Genomic DNA, 14,361 nt, shown 5'->3' with positions numbered 1-14,361 from the left:
GCCCTGGGTCAAAATTCGATCGGCAGGGTGGGTCAAATTTCAATCGGCGCGAACATACTGGCGTCACTTTCAAAACAAGGAGTTAGACATGCAATCCACGACTTATCCACGTAATTTTTCGCATATTGGCCTTTCTGTGACCGATCTGGATGCTGCGGTGCGTTTTTACACCGAAGTGTTAGGCTGGTATTTGATTATGGAGCCCACCGTCATTCATGAAGATGATTCAGCCATTGGGGTGATGTGTAACGATGTATTTGGCCCTGGCTGGGGCTCATTTCGGATTGCGCATTTATCGACGGGTGATCGAATCGGGGTGGAGATTTTTGAATTTGCCAATGCTGAGCGCCGTGAAAACAACTTTGAATACTGGAAAGGCGGCGTTTTCCATTTTTGTGTGCAAGACCCCGATGTAGAAGGGCTAGCGGCCAAGATCGTTGCTGCAGGGGGTAAACAACGTATGCCAGTTCGTGAATACTTTCCAGGCGAGAAGCCTTACCGCATGGTGTATATGGAAGATCCGTTTGGCAACATTCTAGAAATTTACAGCCACAGCTATGAGCTAACCTATTCTGCTGGTGCATATGCAAAATAAGCCATCTGAAGAGTCAATCTAACAACGAATGCAATACAAAATTGCGAAGGCCGCAATCTGATAGAGAGCGGCCGTTTTATTTTTTTGAACTTGGTATGAACATCTCGGCCTTAGCAATGTTATGGACTTCTCCCTCCTGATACGGCATCGATGTGCCAGACTGGAAGTGTCGAAACATCAGTCTGTAGTGGTACTCTATTTCGGTCCTCGATGTAGAGGTTTTGAAAGTCCGCTAAGGCCGATCTGTAGATGTCGAAGCGTGAAAAACGAAAGGCCGCTTACCATCAGGTTGCGGCCTTTAGTATTTGGGGGCAATGCTTATGCTGCTCGGCCTAAACAGCCACTCAAAAGGATCTACGAAAACAGGCGAGATTCAGGTTGGGATGTTAATCGCTGACTACGTCAATACGCCAGCACTGGGCTAGTTGCTTGTTACGGCGTAACGGTCGCATATGCATTACTGCGTAACAGATGCTCAAAGAGTGAACGATGACCACAAGCAACGCACAGCGACAAGCTAAGTACCGTCAACAACGTCACGCTGCTGGTGCTGACGGCAATGGTGAACGGAGATTGAATACCTACATCAGCACAGGTGCATCACTCGCGCTGAACAGGTTGGCGAGGCATTACGGTGTAACGAAACGAGAAATGCTTGAACGTCTGATTGTCGTGCAAGACGAAATAATAAAAAACGGCCTCGATTTGGATTCGCCGGAGTGGGATGTTTATCACAGAATTACTGCGTAACACTCGTTAGAAAGTCTAGAAAAGCGGGGGAAATATGCCAAAAGCCAAGTCATTGACACAAAAGCAGCAAGCATTTGTCGCTGAGTACATGATTGACCTGAACGCCACGCAAGCGGCTATTCGGGCGGGTTACAGCGCCAAAACGGCGTATTCAATTGGCTATGAGTTATTGATAAAACCTGAAGTGCAAACGGCAATCGAGACAGCAAAGAAAGAGCGGGCTGAACGATGTCGTCGTACTGTGGATGATGTGCTGCTGGAATTGGGCAAGATACGAGCCGATGCCATGCAGATTGTTACTGACAAAAGTGGTCATCAGAGCATGTTGAACCATGCCGCTGCACTTAAAGCACTTGAGCTTGAAGGTAAGCATTTGGGCATGTTCACGGATAAGCCTAAATTGGAGCTTAATAAGCCCGAAGAGCCGCCCAAACTCATTATTCCACTTACCATACCGTCCGAAATACTCCAAAAAATCAAGGAGCGCAGCAATTCAGCAGGTAATATTTCGGGATAAGTGCGGCAAGTAAAGCTGGAGTATAAGGTATGCCGCCTACATGCTGGCTTTATTGGGTGCTAGAGTAGGCTCTGTGTGATGTCGCGATGCAAGACACCCTAAACGACCAACCTCGCTGCATACCAATAAATCCCGACCGCAGGCTCTTATCAATTTATCTAGCCGTTCTTATCGGGTGTCGTCACCCACGCTTACGCATTTTTCTAATTGACTGGAGTGGCAGCACCCGACCCTTTGCTGCCCCTTGGCTATTGTGAAAAACAGCCCTTCAACGCACGCGGTAAGCCGCGGCTCGACCAAACGGTTAGTCTGATGGCAGATGCTTAAGCGGGTACGTCAACCATGGTGTTGCACTTGTTGTGTGCTTTCAAGCTTCGTCATAAGGTAGGTCATCTGGGCTAACTCCAACATAGTCTGGGGTTGGCAGAGCTGGAAGGCGGTACGCGAGTACGAACTGGCGACCTTCTACGAAGGCCTTTACTACACGATGCATTCCATCCATGACACCCCCAGAAGGGCAGACGATTATTGGGTATGCAAGGTCAGTGGCTTGAACTAGACGGATATGCTCTGCGATGGACTTGCAGGTTGGTCTATCGCCTTCCACGTCGTACCAGTAGGGCTCATCCAGTTCACGTATGTCGCTGAGTGGCAATTCAATCGCCTCCAGCTTTTCTGTGAGACGAATGAGATTGTCAACGTCCCAAGCTTGAATACCTTGGTCACTCTTTCGGAGGTGGTACTGTTTTCGCATGTGGCCTAACTCGCTTGTATTGTACTAATTTTCAGAGAAGTGTCCGCTTTCGGGCAGAAGACCGAACGCCCGCTTCTGGCCGGCTAGGGTCTGTCGCTTAGTCTAACCTAGCTGTTTCGGCCAAGCATTAACCCTAGTTTGTTGGTGGCGAAATTGGTGAGCGCGCTGGAGATGGACGAAAAGCAGCGCGGAATGACCATCTTTTGAAATTATGTTCACATCAGCACCAGCATCCAGCTGCAATTGAAAAGCTTGGGGTTGCGAGCATTATTCAACGGTTAATGCAGAAAGAGCCCAAAAATAGCAAATCTCGCAGGTGTTAGGTAGACAAAGGCGGTAGGGGAATTTGTTGAGTTGGCTACATGCTGGCTACACGGAGCGGTTTTTTTAATGTAGAGGAGTAGAAAAGCAAAAAGCCCAATCCGAAGATTGGGCTAAGTGCTTGATATTAATGGGGTGGCTGATGGGGCTCGAACCCACGACAACAGGAATCACAATCCTGGACTCTACCAACTGAGCTACAGCCACCACAAAACTTTTATAATCTGCGAATTCTCGGCATGCTTGGCGCACCCGACAGGAATCGAACCTGTAACCTACGACTTAGAAGGTCGTTGCTCTATCCGGTTGAGCTACGGGAGCTCCGTATTTACTACTAAGTGTTTCTGGTCGGGGCGGTGGGATTCGAACTCACGACCACCTGGTCCCAAACCAGGTGCGCTACCGGGCTGCGCTACGCCCCGAACAGAGGCCGAACTATACGTTGCCAAATTCTTCGCGTCAACACCCTGTACGAACTTTTTTTTGAAAATGTTGAAATGATGAGAAAAAAAGTTCAAATGATGAGAAAATGCGCTCCTCATTGAATATGCCGGAGTAAGCCCATGACCGCCCAGATCCTCGATGGTAAAGCCATTTCTCAAGAAATCGTTAGTGAAGTCCGTGCGAAAGTCGACGCGCGCGTCGCGAGCGGCAAGCGTGCGCCTGCCTTGGCAGTGATTTTGGTGGGTAGCGACCCGGCTTCACAAGTGTACGTGGGCAATAAAAAACGCCAATGCGAAAACGCCGGTATTACGTCGTTTGCCTATGATTTGCCAGCTGATACATCGGAAGCCGATGTGTTGAAATTGGTTGCTGAACTCAATACCCGTGATGACGTGGATGGTATTTTGGTGCAATTGCCGCTACCGAAGCATATTGATGCCGATAAAGTCATCGAGCTGATCGATCCGATTAAGGATGTCGACGGTTTTCACCCCTACAATATTGGCCGCTTGGTATTGAAAATGCCTTTGCTGCGCCCATGCACGCCGCGTGGCGTGATGACTTTGCTGGAAAAAACCGGCATTGATTTGGTCGGTAAAGATGCCGTGGTGGTTGGCGCAAGTAATATCGTGGGTCGCCCACAAGCGCTAGAGCTCTTGCTTGCGCGTGCGACAGTGACGGTTTGCCACAGCAAAACCAAAGATTTGGCCGAGAAAGTTCGCGGTGCGGATGTCGTGGTGGCGGGTGTGGGTATTCCAAATTTCGTTAAAGGCGAATGGATTAAAGACGGCGCCATTGTGATCGACGTGGGTATCAATCGCCTTGAAAACGGCAAGTTGTGCGGTGATGTTGAGTTTGACGTGGCCAAAGAGCGCGCCAGCTGGATTACGCCAGTTCCGGGCGGCGTTGGTTTAATGACCGTGGCGACGCTGATGCAAAATACATACGACGCCTGCGTGAATCGCAACGGTTAAAAAAGGGCTGCGCATCCCGTGATTAAGGCTTGGGTGGTACTCGAAATCCTCATGTGCTGCAGTACATTCCGGTTTCTGCGTTCCAGCCGCACCTTACTGACGGGCGCTCGCTCCTTTTTGACTCTGTTTAAAAAAATATCAATCCGAGCATCGCTCAACAGCAAGACAAGGCTTAAAAATGGCTTACCAACTCGCAAAACCCCTGTTATTCATGATGGAAGCAGAGCGCGCGCATCATGTTGCGTTTAAAGGACTCGGCTTGCTGCAAAGCATGGGCTTTTTGCGTGCGCTGACGCCAACGGTGCAAGACAATCCCGTCACGGTGATGGGGATTGAATTTCCAAATCCAGTCGGTTTGGCCGCAGGTTTGGATAAAAATGGTGATTACATCGATAGCTTGGGCGAGTTGGGCTTTGGCTTTTTGGAAATTGGTACCGTAACGCCGCGCCCGCAGCCGGGCAATCCGAAACCGCGCTTATTCCGTTTGCCCGAAGCGCGCGCGATTATTAACCGGATGGGTTTTAATAATGGCGGTGTGGATAATCTGCTCACCAATGTAGCTGCGAGCCAGTATAAGGGTGTACTCGGTATTAATATTGGCAAAAACGCCGATACCCCAATGGAAAAAGCGGTTGATGATTATTTGATTGGTCTGCGTAAAGTCTACGCCCACGCCAATTATGTCACAGTGAATATCTCTAGCCCGAACACCAAAAATCTACGCCAATTGCAGCAAGCGGATGAATTTGGCGCGCTGTTGTCGGCTTTGAAGTTGGAACAAGCAAAATTGGCCGATGAGCATGGCCGCTATGTGCCGATTGCGGTCAAGATTGCGCCAGATTTGGACAACAACCAAATTCAAGAAATCGGCCAGCTCTTGATGGCGCACAAAATCGACGGCGTCATTGCGACCAATACTACGCTATCGCGCACGGGTGTTGAGCATTTGCCGCATGGCCAAGAGGCGGGTGGTTTGTCGGGTGAACCGGTACGAGCGAAATCAACCTCGGTGATTCGCGAACTCGCGCAAGTGCTTGATGGCGCATTGCCGATTATTGGTGTTGGCGGGATTGTTTCAGGTGAAGACGCCGCCGAGAAAATCCGCGCTGGCGCTGCCTTGGTACAAGTGTATAGCGGCCTGATTTATGAAGGCCCGCAATTGATTGCCGATTGCGCCGAAGCCATTGCCAAACATCAGCAACATCGTTAATTGCACGATTTGAAGAAGGCGCCACCGTTGAAAGACCAAGACGAAGCAATCACGCAAACTGTACTCACTTTTGCCCAACCCGTGCTGGTCGGTTTGCCCAAGCCATGCTCGAAAGAGCAATTCGCAGGCGTCATGCGCACCGTGTTGACGGTGTGGAATGCGGTGGTGAAAGATGGTTTAGATGGCGGTGAAAAACATGAAACCGCCGTATTGGCGACCATCGCCGCCGCGCCTAAACCAGTGCAGTTGATGGTGAAGCGGCTGATCAAACGTAAAAAAACCAAGTTCGCCGAGTTCGATCAAGTCATTGGTCAGCATTGGGTGCATGAGCAAGGTGGGGAAGTGTTGTTTGGCTGTGAGGCGGCGGTCGTTGAGCCGCCAGCGCCAAGTGCTGTGCCGTTTAAGTTGAAGTAGGCTGGGCGACACCGATTGTTGATGTGATGGTCGGGCTGAAATTTAGTGGAGATTCGGATATGTTTGCAAAGCAATACTGGTTTCCTGCAAAAAAATATGGTTTTGGGTGGGGTATGCCTCTGTGCTGGCAGGGTTGGTGTGTTTTAGCTGCATACGTCATCCCAGTTATTTTGGCCGCAATGTTTAAACTACCAGATCGTGAGCCTGCATTGTTTTGGTTTGTGTTTGCTTTGCAGACATTGGTTTATTTTGTGATGTGTTGGTGGAAGGGTGAGCCACCTCAGTGGCGCTGGGGTAATAAATGAATTCGGTCAAGATGGGCATCGCATACTCCATCCTTCCTACATGCAGTGCCATTTAAGGTGAAGTGATTTATTGATTATGATTGCGCCAGAGTCTTTACGTACTGCGTATTTAGAAGTGACTTATCAAGCCATTCTCACTTCGAGATCATTGGCGAATTTTGCGTTGACTTCAAACGATGAAGCTGAGCGGCTAATCGCGCTGGAGCAAATTCGAGATTTGCAAGACGCTATTCATGTCATTGTTGAGTTAATCAATGATTGGGGGCGGTGTAATGAGGAGTCACTTCGATCCAGTTTTCTGGCTGCTCACGATAAAAAATGGAGTAAGAAGACGCAGGTTTATTCAATTAAACTACTCGACGTTTTAGATGAAAAATTGAATACCGCGTAGGGTTGGTGACGTTAGTTTTTTATCTGGCTGCGCAGGCGGGTGTGACCCGCGGCACTCACTTTCTTTGCTTCGCCAAAGAAAGTAAGCAAAGAAAGGCGACCCGGGTCGAACCCGGCTCCGCCGTTCCCTTGCTCGTCGTGAGCCAAACATAAAACCGTTTGTCTCTCTCCTCGTGCGGTGTTCGCTTGAACAGATTGAAAAGCATTCATCCACCTGATGCGTGCTTGGTGAGTGAAGTTCTGAGTTAAGAATTAATCAATCTTTGAATTTGATTTTGTTTGATGTATCAAGCAATTTAGCCAAGAAAGGCGCGCAAATCCCTGTGGGATTTTTATATCCAATGATATTGATGTATTTCGTTGGGGGCATTGAATGCTCTTGCCTTGATGGCAATACATCATTTTTTGTTTCGCTGCTCGTTGAGCTGGGTAAAACCCTTGGCAGCAAGCTGAGCGAGGATAAGCGGGGCGGGGTTTTTGCGATCAATGTTTGAGGGCGCGTAGCGACCGAGTTTTGAGCGCAACCGCCTCGATTATCCGTAGCGAGGGAATCCGGCGTAGCCGGACGCAGATGCAGGGGCGCCTTTCTTTGCTGACTTTCTTTGGCGAAGCAAAGAAAGTCAGTGCCGCGCGGCATGAGCGCGACTCAGGGTGAGAAGAACGGTTACACAAAAAATGCAATTAATAGTAATTAGAAAATAAAAACGAATTTAAGGTGTATTTGATTGTGGCTATTGATTATCAATGGCTGCAGTCAAATACATCGTATAGATAGAATGTCTCAAGACAGGGAAACACCATGGATTTGAATCATTACCTTTTATTACTCGTCGGCGCGGTGTTGGTCAACAACGTCGTGCTGGTGCGGATTTTGGGGCTTTGCCCGTTTATGGGCGTGTCGAAAAAACTCGAAGCTTCCATCGGTATGGGCTTGGCCACGGCATTCGTGCTAACGCTGGCGTCGGGTACGTCGTGGATGATCGACCAAGTGCTGATCCTGTGGCATTTGGAATACTTGCGCACGCTGGCGTTTATCGTCGTCATCGCGGCGATTGTGCAATTTACCGAAATGTTCATCCACAAAGCCAGCCCCGTGCTGTACCAAGCGCTGGGGATTTACTTGCCGCTGATTACCACCAACTGCGCCGTACTGGGCGTGCCACTGATTAACTCGAGCGTGAAACATTCGTTTGTTGAATCGCTGATTTTTGGTTTTGGTTCTGCGGTCGGTTTCTCGCTGATTTTGATTTTGTTCGCCGCGATGCGCGAGAGAATGGAAGGCGCGGATATTCCGCAGGCGTTTAAAGGCACGCCAGCGGCGTTTATCACGGCGGGTTTGATGAGTTTGGCGTTTATGGGTTTTGCAGGATTGGTGAAATGAGCTTTTTACTCGCACTGGCCTTAATGGCTGGATTGGCAGTTTTGCTGGGCGCGGTTCTGGGTTGGGCGGCGATTAAATATAAAGTCGATGAAGACCCGCTGGTCGATAAAATCGATGCGATTTTGCCGCAAACCCAATGTGGTCAATGCAGCTATCCTGGCTGTAAACCGTACGCAACGGCGATTGCCAACGACGAAGCCGAAATCAATCAATGCCCACCCGGTGGCGAGGACGGCATTCGTAAATTGGCCGAATTGCTTGGCAAAGACTTTATCCCGTTTGACGATGGCGGCGCGGGCGCGGCGGAGAAACCGCGCTCAGTGGCGGTGATTCGTGAAGACACTTGTATTGGCTGTACGCTGTGTATTCAAGCTTGCCCCGTTGATGCGATTGTTGGCGCGGCCAAACATATGCACACGATTATTGAATCTGAATGCACGGGTTGCGAGCTGTGTATCGCACCGTGCCCCGTCGATTGCATCGATATGGTGACGGTCGGCGAAAATGTGAATAACTGGAAATGGCGCTACCCTGTCATTCAATTGAAGCAGGTGGCCTAAGATGACGACGATGGAATTTACTCGGCAAATTTTCCCATTCCACGGTGGCGTTCATCCGCCAGAAATGAAAGACCTTTCCAATCGAGCGCCGATTGTGAAAATGCCTATCCCGAATAAGCTCGTGATTCCCTTGCAGCAAAGCATTGGCAATAGCGCACAGCCTGTTGTGAATGTGGGCGACGTGGTGCTCAAAGGCCAGTTATTAGCTGCGAGCAATGGCACCGTGTCGGCAGCGGTGCATGCACCCACTTCCGGCAAAGTGATCGCGATCGACGCGCAACAAGTGGCGCATCCATCGGGCTTGGCCGAGTTGTGCATTACGCTTGAAACCGATGGTCGTGATGAATGGATCGCAAAAGAAAAATTCGATTGGCAAGCTGCGATGGCACGGGGCGACGCGAAAGCGGTTCGTGACTATTTGCAAGAAATGGGTGTGGTCGGGCAGGGCGGTGCGGTGTTCCCTTCGCATTTGAAATTGTTTGGCCGTGAGGCGCTCGAAACTTTGGTGATTAATGGCGCAGAGTGCGAGCCGTATATCACGTGTGACGACCGCTTGATGCGCGAACGCGCGCTGGAAATCGTTGCCGGCATTTCGATTGTTCGCCAAATGCTCAACGCCAAACAAGTTTTGATCGGTATTGAAGACAATAAGCCAGAAGCGGTGGCGGCGCTGCGTGAAGTGCTCAAAACCTGTGGTTTTGCTGCCGAAGTCGTCGTGGTACCGACACTCTATCCATCGGGTGGTGCAAAACAGCTGATCAAATTGCTGACCAATATCGAAGTGCCGAGCGGTGTGCGTTCGACCGAATTGGGCGTGCAATGTTTTAACGTTGCCACCGTGTACAGTATTTACGCTGCGCTCGAGCAAGCCGAGCCCGTGATTTCACGGATTGTTACGCTCACAGGCAATGTGGAGCGGCCAGGCAATGTGGAAGCACTGATTGGCACGCCGATTGATGATTTGCTCAAGTTTGCCGGGGTAAAAACCGCCAGTGATTATATTTACGGCGGACCGATGATGGGCTTTACGCTGCCATCGACCAAAGTGGGGCTGACCAAGGCGGGTAACTGCGTTATTGCGATGGATGCAGCGCACTTTCCAGAGAAGCCACGCGAAATGCCGTGTATTCGCTGCGGTGAATGTGCCGTGGCCTGCCCTGCTGAATTGCAACCGATGGATTTGTACTGGTTTGCTCGCGCCAAAAACTTTGGCAAGGCGCAAGAGTGGAATCTCTTTGATTGTATCGAATGTGGCGCTTGCGCCTATGTCTGCCCATCGAGCATTCAATTGGTCGACTATTACCGCTTTGCCAAATCAGAAATTTGGGACGCAGAACGCGCCAAGAAATCGGCCGACACCGCGCGCGAACGCCATGAATTTAAGCAATTCCGCGAAGAGCGCGAGAAAGAAGAAAAAGCCGCACGACTCGCAGCGAAATCAGCGCCGAAACCGGCCGCCGCAGTAGCCGATGCCGCGCCTGTTGATGCGGACGATAAAGCCGCCAAGATTCGCGCTGCGATGGCGCGCGCCGCCGCCGCGAAAGGTGAAACGCCAGCAGAAATCGCCGCTCCCGCCCTTGATCCAGAAAAAGCCGCCAAGATTAAAGCGGCGATGGAAAAACGTGCCGCAGAAAAAGCGGAACTCGACGCTCTAAGCCCAGAAGAAAAAGCCCAACGCGACTTGGATAAAAAAGCCAAGATTGAAGCGGCAATGGCTGCTGCGGCAGCTAAAAAAGCAGCAAAAGCGGCGGGTGAAGAAGCCGAAGTTGCCGCGCCCGCAGAGCCAGTCGTTGAAAAGCCAGCAATTGACGATGAAAAAGCCGCCAAGATTCGTGCCGCGATGGCAGCTGCAGCAGCGAAAAAAGCAGCCAAAGCGGCCGGTGAAGCTGCACCAGTCGCTCCAGTTGAAACGCCAGCCGAGCCTGTTGTCGAAAAACCAGCAATGGACGAAGAAAAAGCCGCCAAGATTCGCGCGGCGATGGCAGCTGCAGCAGCGAAAAAAGCAGCTAAAGAGGCCGGTGAAGCTGCTCCAGTCGCTCCAGTTGAAACACCAGTCGAGCCTGCCGGAGAGAAACCTGCAATCGATGAAGAAAAGGCCGCCAAGATTCGTGCGGCGATGGCAGCAGCGGCAGCTAAAAAAGCGGCGAAACAAGCCGCAGAGGGAAAAGAATGATTCGTACATCACCGCATCTTGTGAAGCCAACGCCACTGCAAATTGTGATGCTCAAAGTGGCGGCGGCATTGTTGCCGGGTATTGCGGCCTACGTTTGGGTATTTGGCGCAGGGATTTTGCTGCAACTTTTGCTAGCGACCGTAACGGCCATCGCCACTGAGGCCGCGTGCCTGAAATTGCGTAAATATCCGATCAAGCCGTTTATTACCGATGGGTCGGCGATTGTTACTGCATGGCTGCTGGCTTTGTCGCTGCCGCCTTTATCGGCGTGGTGGATGGTGGTGTTGGCGACCATCATTGCGATTGCCTTGGCCAAGCATCTCTACGGTGGTTTGGGGCAAAATCCGTTTAATCCGGCAATGGTCGGTTTTGCCGTGATGATTGTGTCGTTTCCGGCGCAAATGTCACGCTGGAATGCGCCACTCGGCATCGCGGGTGTCGATCTGACTGCTTGGCAGCAGTTTGGGTATATCTTTACCGGCAATCTACCTAATGGTCTAGCGTTCGATACCCTCGCATCCGCTACACCGCTCGATGCGGTCAAAACAGCTTTGATGCAATCGCACAGCATGGCTGAGATTTTCAGTGGTGCGATCTTCCAAGCGGGCTTCGCAAACTGGTTGCCGAGCCAAATGGGGCTTATTGCGGCGGCGTATTTGTTGGGTGGCCTCTTCTTGCTGCAACAGCGCGTGATTCAATGGCATTTGCCAGTCGCATTTTTGGCGGTGCTAGCGGGAATGTCGGGTCTGTTTTATCTGATCGACCCTGCGCATTACACCAGCCCATCGTTCCATTTATTCAGCGGCGCAGCGATGTTGGGCGCATTTTTTATCGTTACCGATCCCGTGAGTGGTCCGACCACGCCGCGTGGCCGTTTGATTTATGCCGGATTGATTGGCTTGTTGACATGGTTGATCCGCACCTACGGCGGCTATCCTGATGGCGTGGCGTTTGCGGTGTTGATTATGAATATCGCCACGCCGTTTATTGACCAATACACGCAGCCAGCTGTGTTTGGCCGGAAGAAAGGCGCGCAGCAAGGAGGCAAAGCATGAAAACCATGGTGCAAAATGGCGTTCGTGGCGCGCTGACTTTGTTGGTGTTTGCGGTGATTTTTACTGCGCTGATGGCGGGAACGTACAGCGTCACCCGCGACATCGTCGCAGAAAATGAGCGTAAAGCTAAAGTCGCCTTGATCGCGCAAGTTTTACCAGCCGGAAGTTTTGATAATGACATCCTGAAAGACGCGATGCCGCAAAATGCCGCAGCGCTCAAGCAATTGAATGCTGAGGCTGGCTCGCAAATCTTCCGCGCTCAAAAAGACGGCAAAACTAACGCCGTCGTTGTTGAAACCATCGCGCCTGATGGTTATTCGGGCAAGATTAAATTGCTCGTTGGTGTTGGCGCTGATGGTCGGGTGCTTGGCGTGCGCGTGGTGGCGCATAAAGAAACGCCGGGGCTGGGTGATTATATTGATGCCGCTAAATCGGCTTGGATTGCTCAATTTGAAGGCAAATCGCTGACCGCGCCGCTGGCCGATCAATGGAAAGTCAAAAAAGACGGCGGTCAGTTTGATTATATCGCTGGCGCGACGATCAGCCCACGCGCCGTGGTGAAAGCCGTTAAAAACACGCTGGACTACGTTGCAACTCAACACGCAACTTTATTTGGAGCCTGAAATGGCCTTGATTAGCCAAGAAGAATCGCAAAAGATTATTCACAATAGTATTTGGAAACAAAATGCCGCGCTCGGGCAATTTTTGGGCTTGTGCCCAGTACTGGTGATTTCGAGCAATATCGTCAATGGCGTGTCCTTAGGTTTGGCGACGGCCTTGGTGATGCTCATTTCGAGTGCCGCAATTGCTGCGATCCGTGAGTTCATCCCGAATGAGCTACGCGCACCGATTTTTATTCTGATCATTGCCGCGCTGGTGACGATGGTTGATTTGCTGATGAATTCTTATGTGCACGATTTATACGTTGTGCTGGGGATTTTCATTCCGCTGATTACGACCAATTGCATCGTGCTGGCGCGGGCTGAAGCATATGCATCAAAAAATGGTGTGGCCGCTTCCGCGCTTGATGGTTTCATGATGGGTCTGGGCCTCACCATGGTGCTGGCCATTTTGGGCGCGATGCGCGAATTGGTCGGTAAAGGTACTTTGTTATCCGGAATCGATTTGGTCTTTGGCGCAAGCGCCAAGTCGTGGATCATTCACGTGATCCCCGCCGAATACAACTACCAATTCCTACTCGCCATCCTGCCTCCGGGCGCGTTTATCGGGTTGGGGTTTTTGATCGCGGGTAAACAAGCGTTAGATCGTCGCGCTGAGGCGAAGGCAAAATTGGCGGCGAAACAAATTAATAGTTCAGAACTTGAAACAGCTTAAGAGATATGGACTTTGCTCGTGAATATATATTTGAGTCCACGTTGTTCGCTTGGGGGATTGGATATTTCTTTTTTGCTTTGAATGTGTCGATCACTTACTGCTTATACAAGCAAGATCAAGCTCGTTACCCATGGGGGGAATTTCAATTCACGCGTTTGTTAATTGCTATCGTTTGCTTGGCTTTTTCTAGCTTGGGTCTGGTATTTTCAATCATGCTTATTCTTCCTGTCTTTGCATGGGCGTGGTTATTTGTAATGGTACTTTTTTGGGTGCTCAATAAACCTATGGGTACTACATTCGCACTAATTGGTTTATTTTTTGGTTGTGCTAGCGTGTTGCTAGTGACGACCATTTTGATTACAAATCAATCTTGGAATTACGGATCGGGATTATTTTCCTACGTAGAATTTCTACTGCCTATTTACATGATTTTGCCCGCTTTTATTTTGGCGGTGTTTCTAACCCGCTTCCATTATTACGAATTAGCGGATTACTCCAAGTGAACAAACAAACCCGCCACACCTTCTATGCCCGTTTGGCCGAGTTAGAACCCAACCCGAAAACTGAACTGAATTACAGCACGCCGTTTGAGTTGCTCACTGCAGTGTTGTTGTCGGCGCAGGCGACGGATGTGGGTGTGAATAAAGCGACCAAGATTTTATTTCCCGTTGCCAATACCCCTGCTGGGATTCTGGCGCTAGGGCAGGCGGGACTTGAGTCCTATATCAATACCATTGGCCTCTATCGTAGCAAGGCTAAGCATTTGCTAGAAACCTGCCGGATGTTGATTGAGCTGCATGGCGGTGAAGTGCCACGTGATCGGGAAAGTCTTGAGGCTTTGCCCGGCGTGGGGCGCAAGACCGCGAATGTAGTAATGAATACGGCATTTGGCATGCCAACCATGGCGGTTGATACGCATATTTTTCGTCTCGGCAATCGAACTGGGTTAGCACCGGGGAAAGACGTGCGCGCGGTGGAAGACAAACTATTGAAAGTGACACCGCCCGAGTTTTTGCTTAATGCGCATCACTGGCTGATTTTGCACGGCCGCTATATCTGCAAAGCGCGCAAACCTGAATGCTGGCGCTGTGTGGTGAATGATGTTTGCGATTACCGCAGCAAAATCATGTTGCCGCCGAAAGGGTTTTGATGGGTATATCAATGTAGCCTATTTTCATGAACG

General features: G+C 50.5%; 17 protein-coding genes and 3 tRNA genes. 17 read left to right on the top strand and 3 right to left on the bottom strand.

What is annotated here, in order from left to right:
- Positions 1–88: 88 nt before the first annotated feature.
- From K4H28_RS12145 to K4H28_RS12135, 3 genes are all read left to right on the top strand, one after another.
- Positions 89–595: a lactoylglutathione lyase family protein gene (locus K4H28_RS12145; RefSeq protein WP_221005025.1), complete on the top strand. Its 507-nt coding sequence runs from the start codon at positions 89–91 to the stop codon at positions 593–595.
- A 489-nt stretch (positions 596–1,084) separates the two neighbouring features.
- On the top strand, positions 1,085–1,345 hold the full coding sequence (locus K4H28_RS12140; protein ID WP_221005440.1) for a hypothetical protein: 261 nt from the start codon (positions 1,085–1,087) through the stop codon (positions 1,343–1,345).
- A 34-nt stretch (positions 1,346–1,379) separates the two neighbouring features.
- Complete coding sequence (locus K4H28_RS12135) at positions 1,380–1,862, top strand: terminase small subunit (protein ID WP_221005439.1); 483 nt, start codon at positions 1,380–1,382, stop codon at positions 1,860–1,862.
- 1,206 nt (positions 1,863–3,068) lie between these two features.
- On the opposite strand, the gene K4H28_RS12130 is transcribed toward K4H28_RS12135, so the two are convergent.
- The 3 genes from K4H28_RS12130 to K4H28_RS12120 form a co-directional block, all read right to left on the bottom strand.
- Positions 3,069–3,144 (bottom strand) — tRNA-His (locus K4H28_RS12130).
- Positions 3,145–3,181: 37 nt separating this feature from the next.
- Positions 3,182–3,258, bottom strand: a tRNA-Arg gene (locus K4H28_RS12125).
- A 24-nt stretch (positions 3,259–3,282) separates the two neighbouring features.
- A tRNA-Pro gene (locus K4H28_RS12120) sits at positions 3,283–3,359 on the bottom strand.
- Between the two features lie 141 nt (positions 3,360–3,500).
- On the opposite strand from K4H28_RS12120, the gene folD reads away from it, so the two are divergent.
- The 14 genes from folD to nth all read left to right on the top strand — a co-directional run bounded on the left by folD (position 3,501) and on the right by nth (position 14,328).
- Positions 3,501–4,355 (top strand): bifunctional methylenetetrahydrofolate dehydrogenase/methenyltetrahydrofolate cyclohydrolase FolD, encoded by an 855-nt coding sequence (gene folD / locus K4H28_RS12115; RefSeq protein ID WP_221005438.1) that lies wholly within the window; start codon positions 3,501–3,503, stop codon positions 4,353–4,355.
- A gap of 178 nt (positions 4,356–4,533) precedes the next feature.
- Positions 4,534–5,565, top strand: a complete 1,032-nt coding sequence (locus tag K4H28_RS12110) for a quinone-dependent dihydroorotate dehydrogenase (protein WP_221005437.1) — start codon at positions 4,534–4,536, stop codon at positions 5,563–5,565.
- 27 nt (positions 5,566–5,592) lie between these two features.
- Positions 5,593–5,979: a hypothetical protein gene (locus K4H28_RS12105; RefSeq protein WP_221005436.1), complete on the top strand. Its 387-nt coding sequence runs from the start codon at positions 5,593–5,595 to the stop codon at positions 5,977–5,979.
- A 59-nt stretch (positions 5,980–6,038) separates the two neighbouring features.
- Positions 6,039–6,284 carry a hypothetical protein gene (locus K4H28_RS12100; RefSeq protein ID WP_221005435.1) on the top strand — a complete coding sequence of 82 codons (246 nt, stop codon included), beginning with the start codon at positions 6,039–6,041 and terminating at the stop codon, positions 6,282–6,284.
- Positions 6,285–6,354: 70 nt separating this feature from the next.
- Positions 6,355–6,675 carry a hypothetical protein gene (locus tag K4H28_RS12095; protein WP_221005434.1) on the top strand — a complete coding sequence of 107 codons (321 nt, stop codon included), beginning with the start codon at positions 6,355–6,357 and terminating at the stop codon, positions 6,673–6,675.
- 274 nt (positions 6,676–6,949) lie between these two features.
- Entirely contained in the window at positions 6,950–7,168 is a 219-nt protein-coding gene (locus K4H28_RS12090; RefSeq protein WP_221005433.1) for a hypothetical protein, read from the top strand.
- 305 nt (positions 7,169–7,473) lie between these two features.
- The gene (gene rsxA / locus K4H28_RS12085) at positions 7,474–8,055 is read left to right on the top strand and encodes an electron transport complex subunit RsxA (protein ID WP_221005432.1); all 582 of its coding nucleotides are present in this window, start codon (positions 7,474–7,476) and stop codon (positions 8,053–8,055) included.
- Positions 8,052–8,615: an electron transport complex subunit RsxB gene (gene rsxB / locus K4H28_RS12080; RefSeq protein WP_221005431.1), complete on the top strand. Its 564-nt coding sequence runs from the start codon at positions 8,052–8,054 to the stop codon at positions 8,613–8,615. Before rsxA ends, rsxB begins: the two co-directional genes overlap by 4 nt.
- 1 nt (position 8,616) lies before the next feature.
- Positions 8,617–10,788 (top strand): electron transport complex subunit RsxC, encoded by a 2,172-nt coding sequence (gene rsxC / locus K4H28_RS12075; protein ID WP_255573517.1) that lies wholly within the window; start codon positions 8,617–8,619, stop codon positions 10,786–10,788.
- Positions 10,785–11,843 (top strand): RnfABCDGE type electron transport complex subunit D, encoded by a 1,059-nt coding sequence (locus K4H28_RS12070; RefSeq protein WP_255573516.1) that lies wholly within the window; start codon positions 10,785–10,787, stop codon positions 11,841–11,843. The genes rsxC and K4H28_RS12070 overlap by 4 nt, the downstream gene beginning before the upstream one ends.
- Entirely contained in the window at positions 11,840–12,466 is a 627-nt protein-coding gene (gene rsxG, locus K4H28_RS12065; RefSeq protein WP_221005430.1) for an electron transport complex subunit RsxG, read from the top strand. The genes K4H28_RS12070 and rsxG overlap by 4 nt, the downstream gene beginning before the upstream one ends.
- A 1-nt stretch (position 12,467) precedes the next feature.
- Positions 12,468–13,178 carry an electron transport complex subunit E gene (locus K4H28_RS12060; protein ID WP_221005429.1) on the top strand — a complete coding sequence of 237 codons (711 nt, stop codon included), beginning with the start codon at positions 12,468–12,470 and terminating at the stop codon, positions 13,176–13,178.
- Between the two features lie 5 nt (positions 13,179–13,183).
- On the top strand, positions 13,184–13,681 hold the full coding sequence (locus K4H28_RS12055) for a hypothetical protein (RefSeq protein WP_221005428.1): 498 nt from the start codon (positions 13,184–13,186) through the stop codon (positions 13,679–13,681).
- Positions 13,678–14,328 carry an endonuclease III gene (gene nth, locus K4H28_RS12050; RefSeq protein ID WP_221005427.1) on the top strand — a complete coding sequence of 217 codons (651 nt, stop codon included), beginning with the start codon at positions 13,678–13,680 and terminating at the stop codon, positions 14,326–14,328. Before K4H28_RS12055 ends, nth begins: the two co-directional genes overlap by 4 nt.
- The last annotated feature ends 33 nt before the right edge of the window (positions 14,329–14,361 follow it).

It is taken from the genome of Deefgea tanakiae, from assembly GCF_019665765.1.
GTDB classification, from domain to species: domain Bacteria; phylum Pseudomonadota; class Gammaproteobacteria; order Burkholderiales; family Chitinibacteraceae; genus Deefgea; species Deefgea tanakiae.
This window is presented reverse-complemented; position numbering and strand designations above follow the sequence as displayed.

Bases quoted from the DNA above. Each gene is read 5' to 3' on its own strand.
- folD (WP_221005438.1), top strand. From the start codon at position 3,501: ATGACCGCCCAGATCCTCGATGGTAAAGCCATTTCTCAAGAAATCGTT.
- K4H28_RS12140 (WP_221005440.1), top strand. From the start codon at position 1,085: ATGACCACAAGCAACGCACAGCGACAAGCTAAGTACCGTCAACAACGT.
- K4H28_RS12100 (WP_221005435.1), top strand. From the start codon at position 6,039: ATGTTTGCAAAGCAATACTGGTTTCCTGCAAAAAAATATGGTTTTGGG.
- K4H28_RS12110 (WP_221005437.1), top strand. From the start codon at position 4,534: ATGGCTTACCAACTCGCAAAACCCCTGTTATTCATGATGGAAGCAGAG.
- rsxB (WP_221005431.1), top strand. From the start codon at position 8,052: ATGAGCTTTTTACTCGCACTGGCCTTAATGGCTGGATTGGCAGTTTTG.
- rsxC (WP_255573517.1), top strand. From the start codon at position 8,617: ATGACGACGATGGAATTTACTCGGCAAATTTTCCCATTCCACGGTGGC.
- rsxG (WP_221005430.1), top strand. From the start codon at position 11,840: ATGAAAACCATGGTGCAAAATGGCGTTCGTGGCGCGCTGACTTTGTTG.
- rsxA (WP_221005432.1), top strand. From the start codon at position 7,474: ATGGATTTGAATCATTACCTTTTATTACTCGTCGGCGCGGTGTTGGTC.
- K4H28_RS12055 (WP_221005428.1), top strand. From the start codon at position 13,184: ATGGACTTTGCTCGTGAATATATATTTGAGTCCACGTTGTTCGCTTGG.
- K4H28_RS12145 (WP_221005025.1), top strand. From the start codon at position 89: ATGCAATCCACGACTTATCCACGTAATTTTTCGCATATTGGCCTTTCT.
- K4H28_RS12070 (WP_255573516.1), top strand. From the start codon at position 10,785: ATGATTCGTACATCACCGCATCTTGTGAAGCCAACGCCACTGCAAATT.
- K4H28_RS12060 (WP_221005429.1), top strand. From the start codon at position 12,468: ATGGCCTTGATTAGCCAAGAAGAATCGCAAAAGATTATTCACAATAGT.
- K4H28_RS12135 (WP_221005439.1), top strand. From the start codon at position 1,380: ATGCCAAAAGCCAAGTCATTGACACAAAAGCAGCAAGCATTTGTCGCT.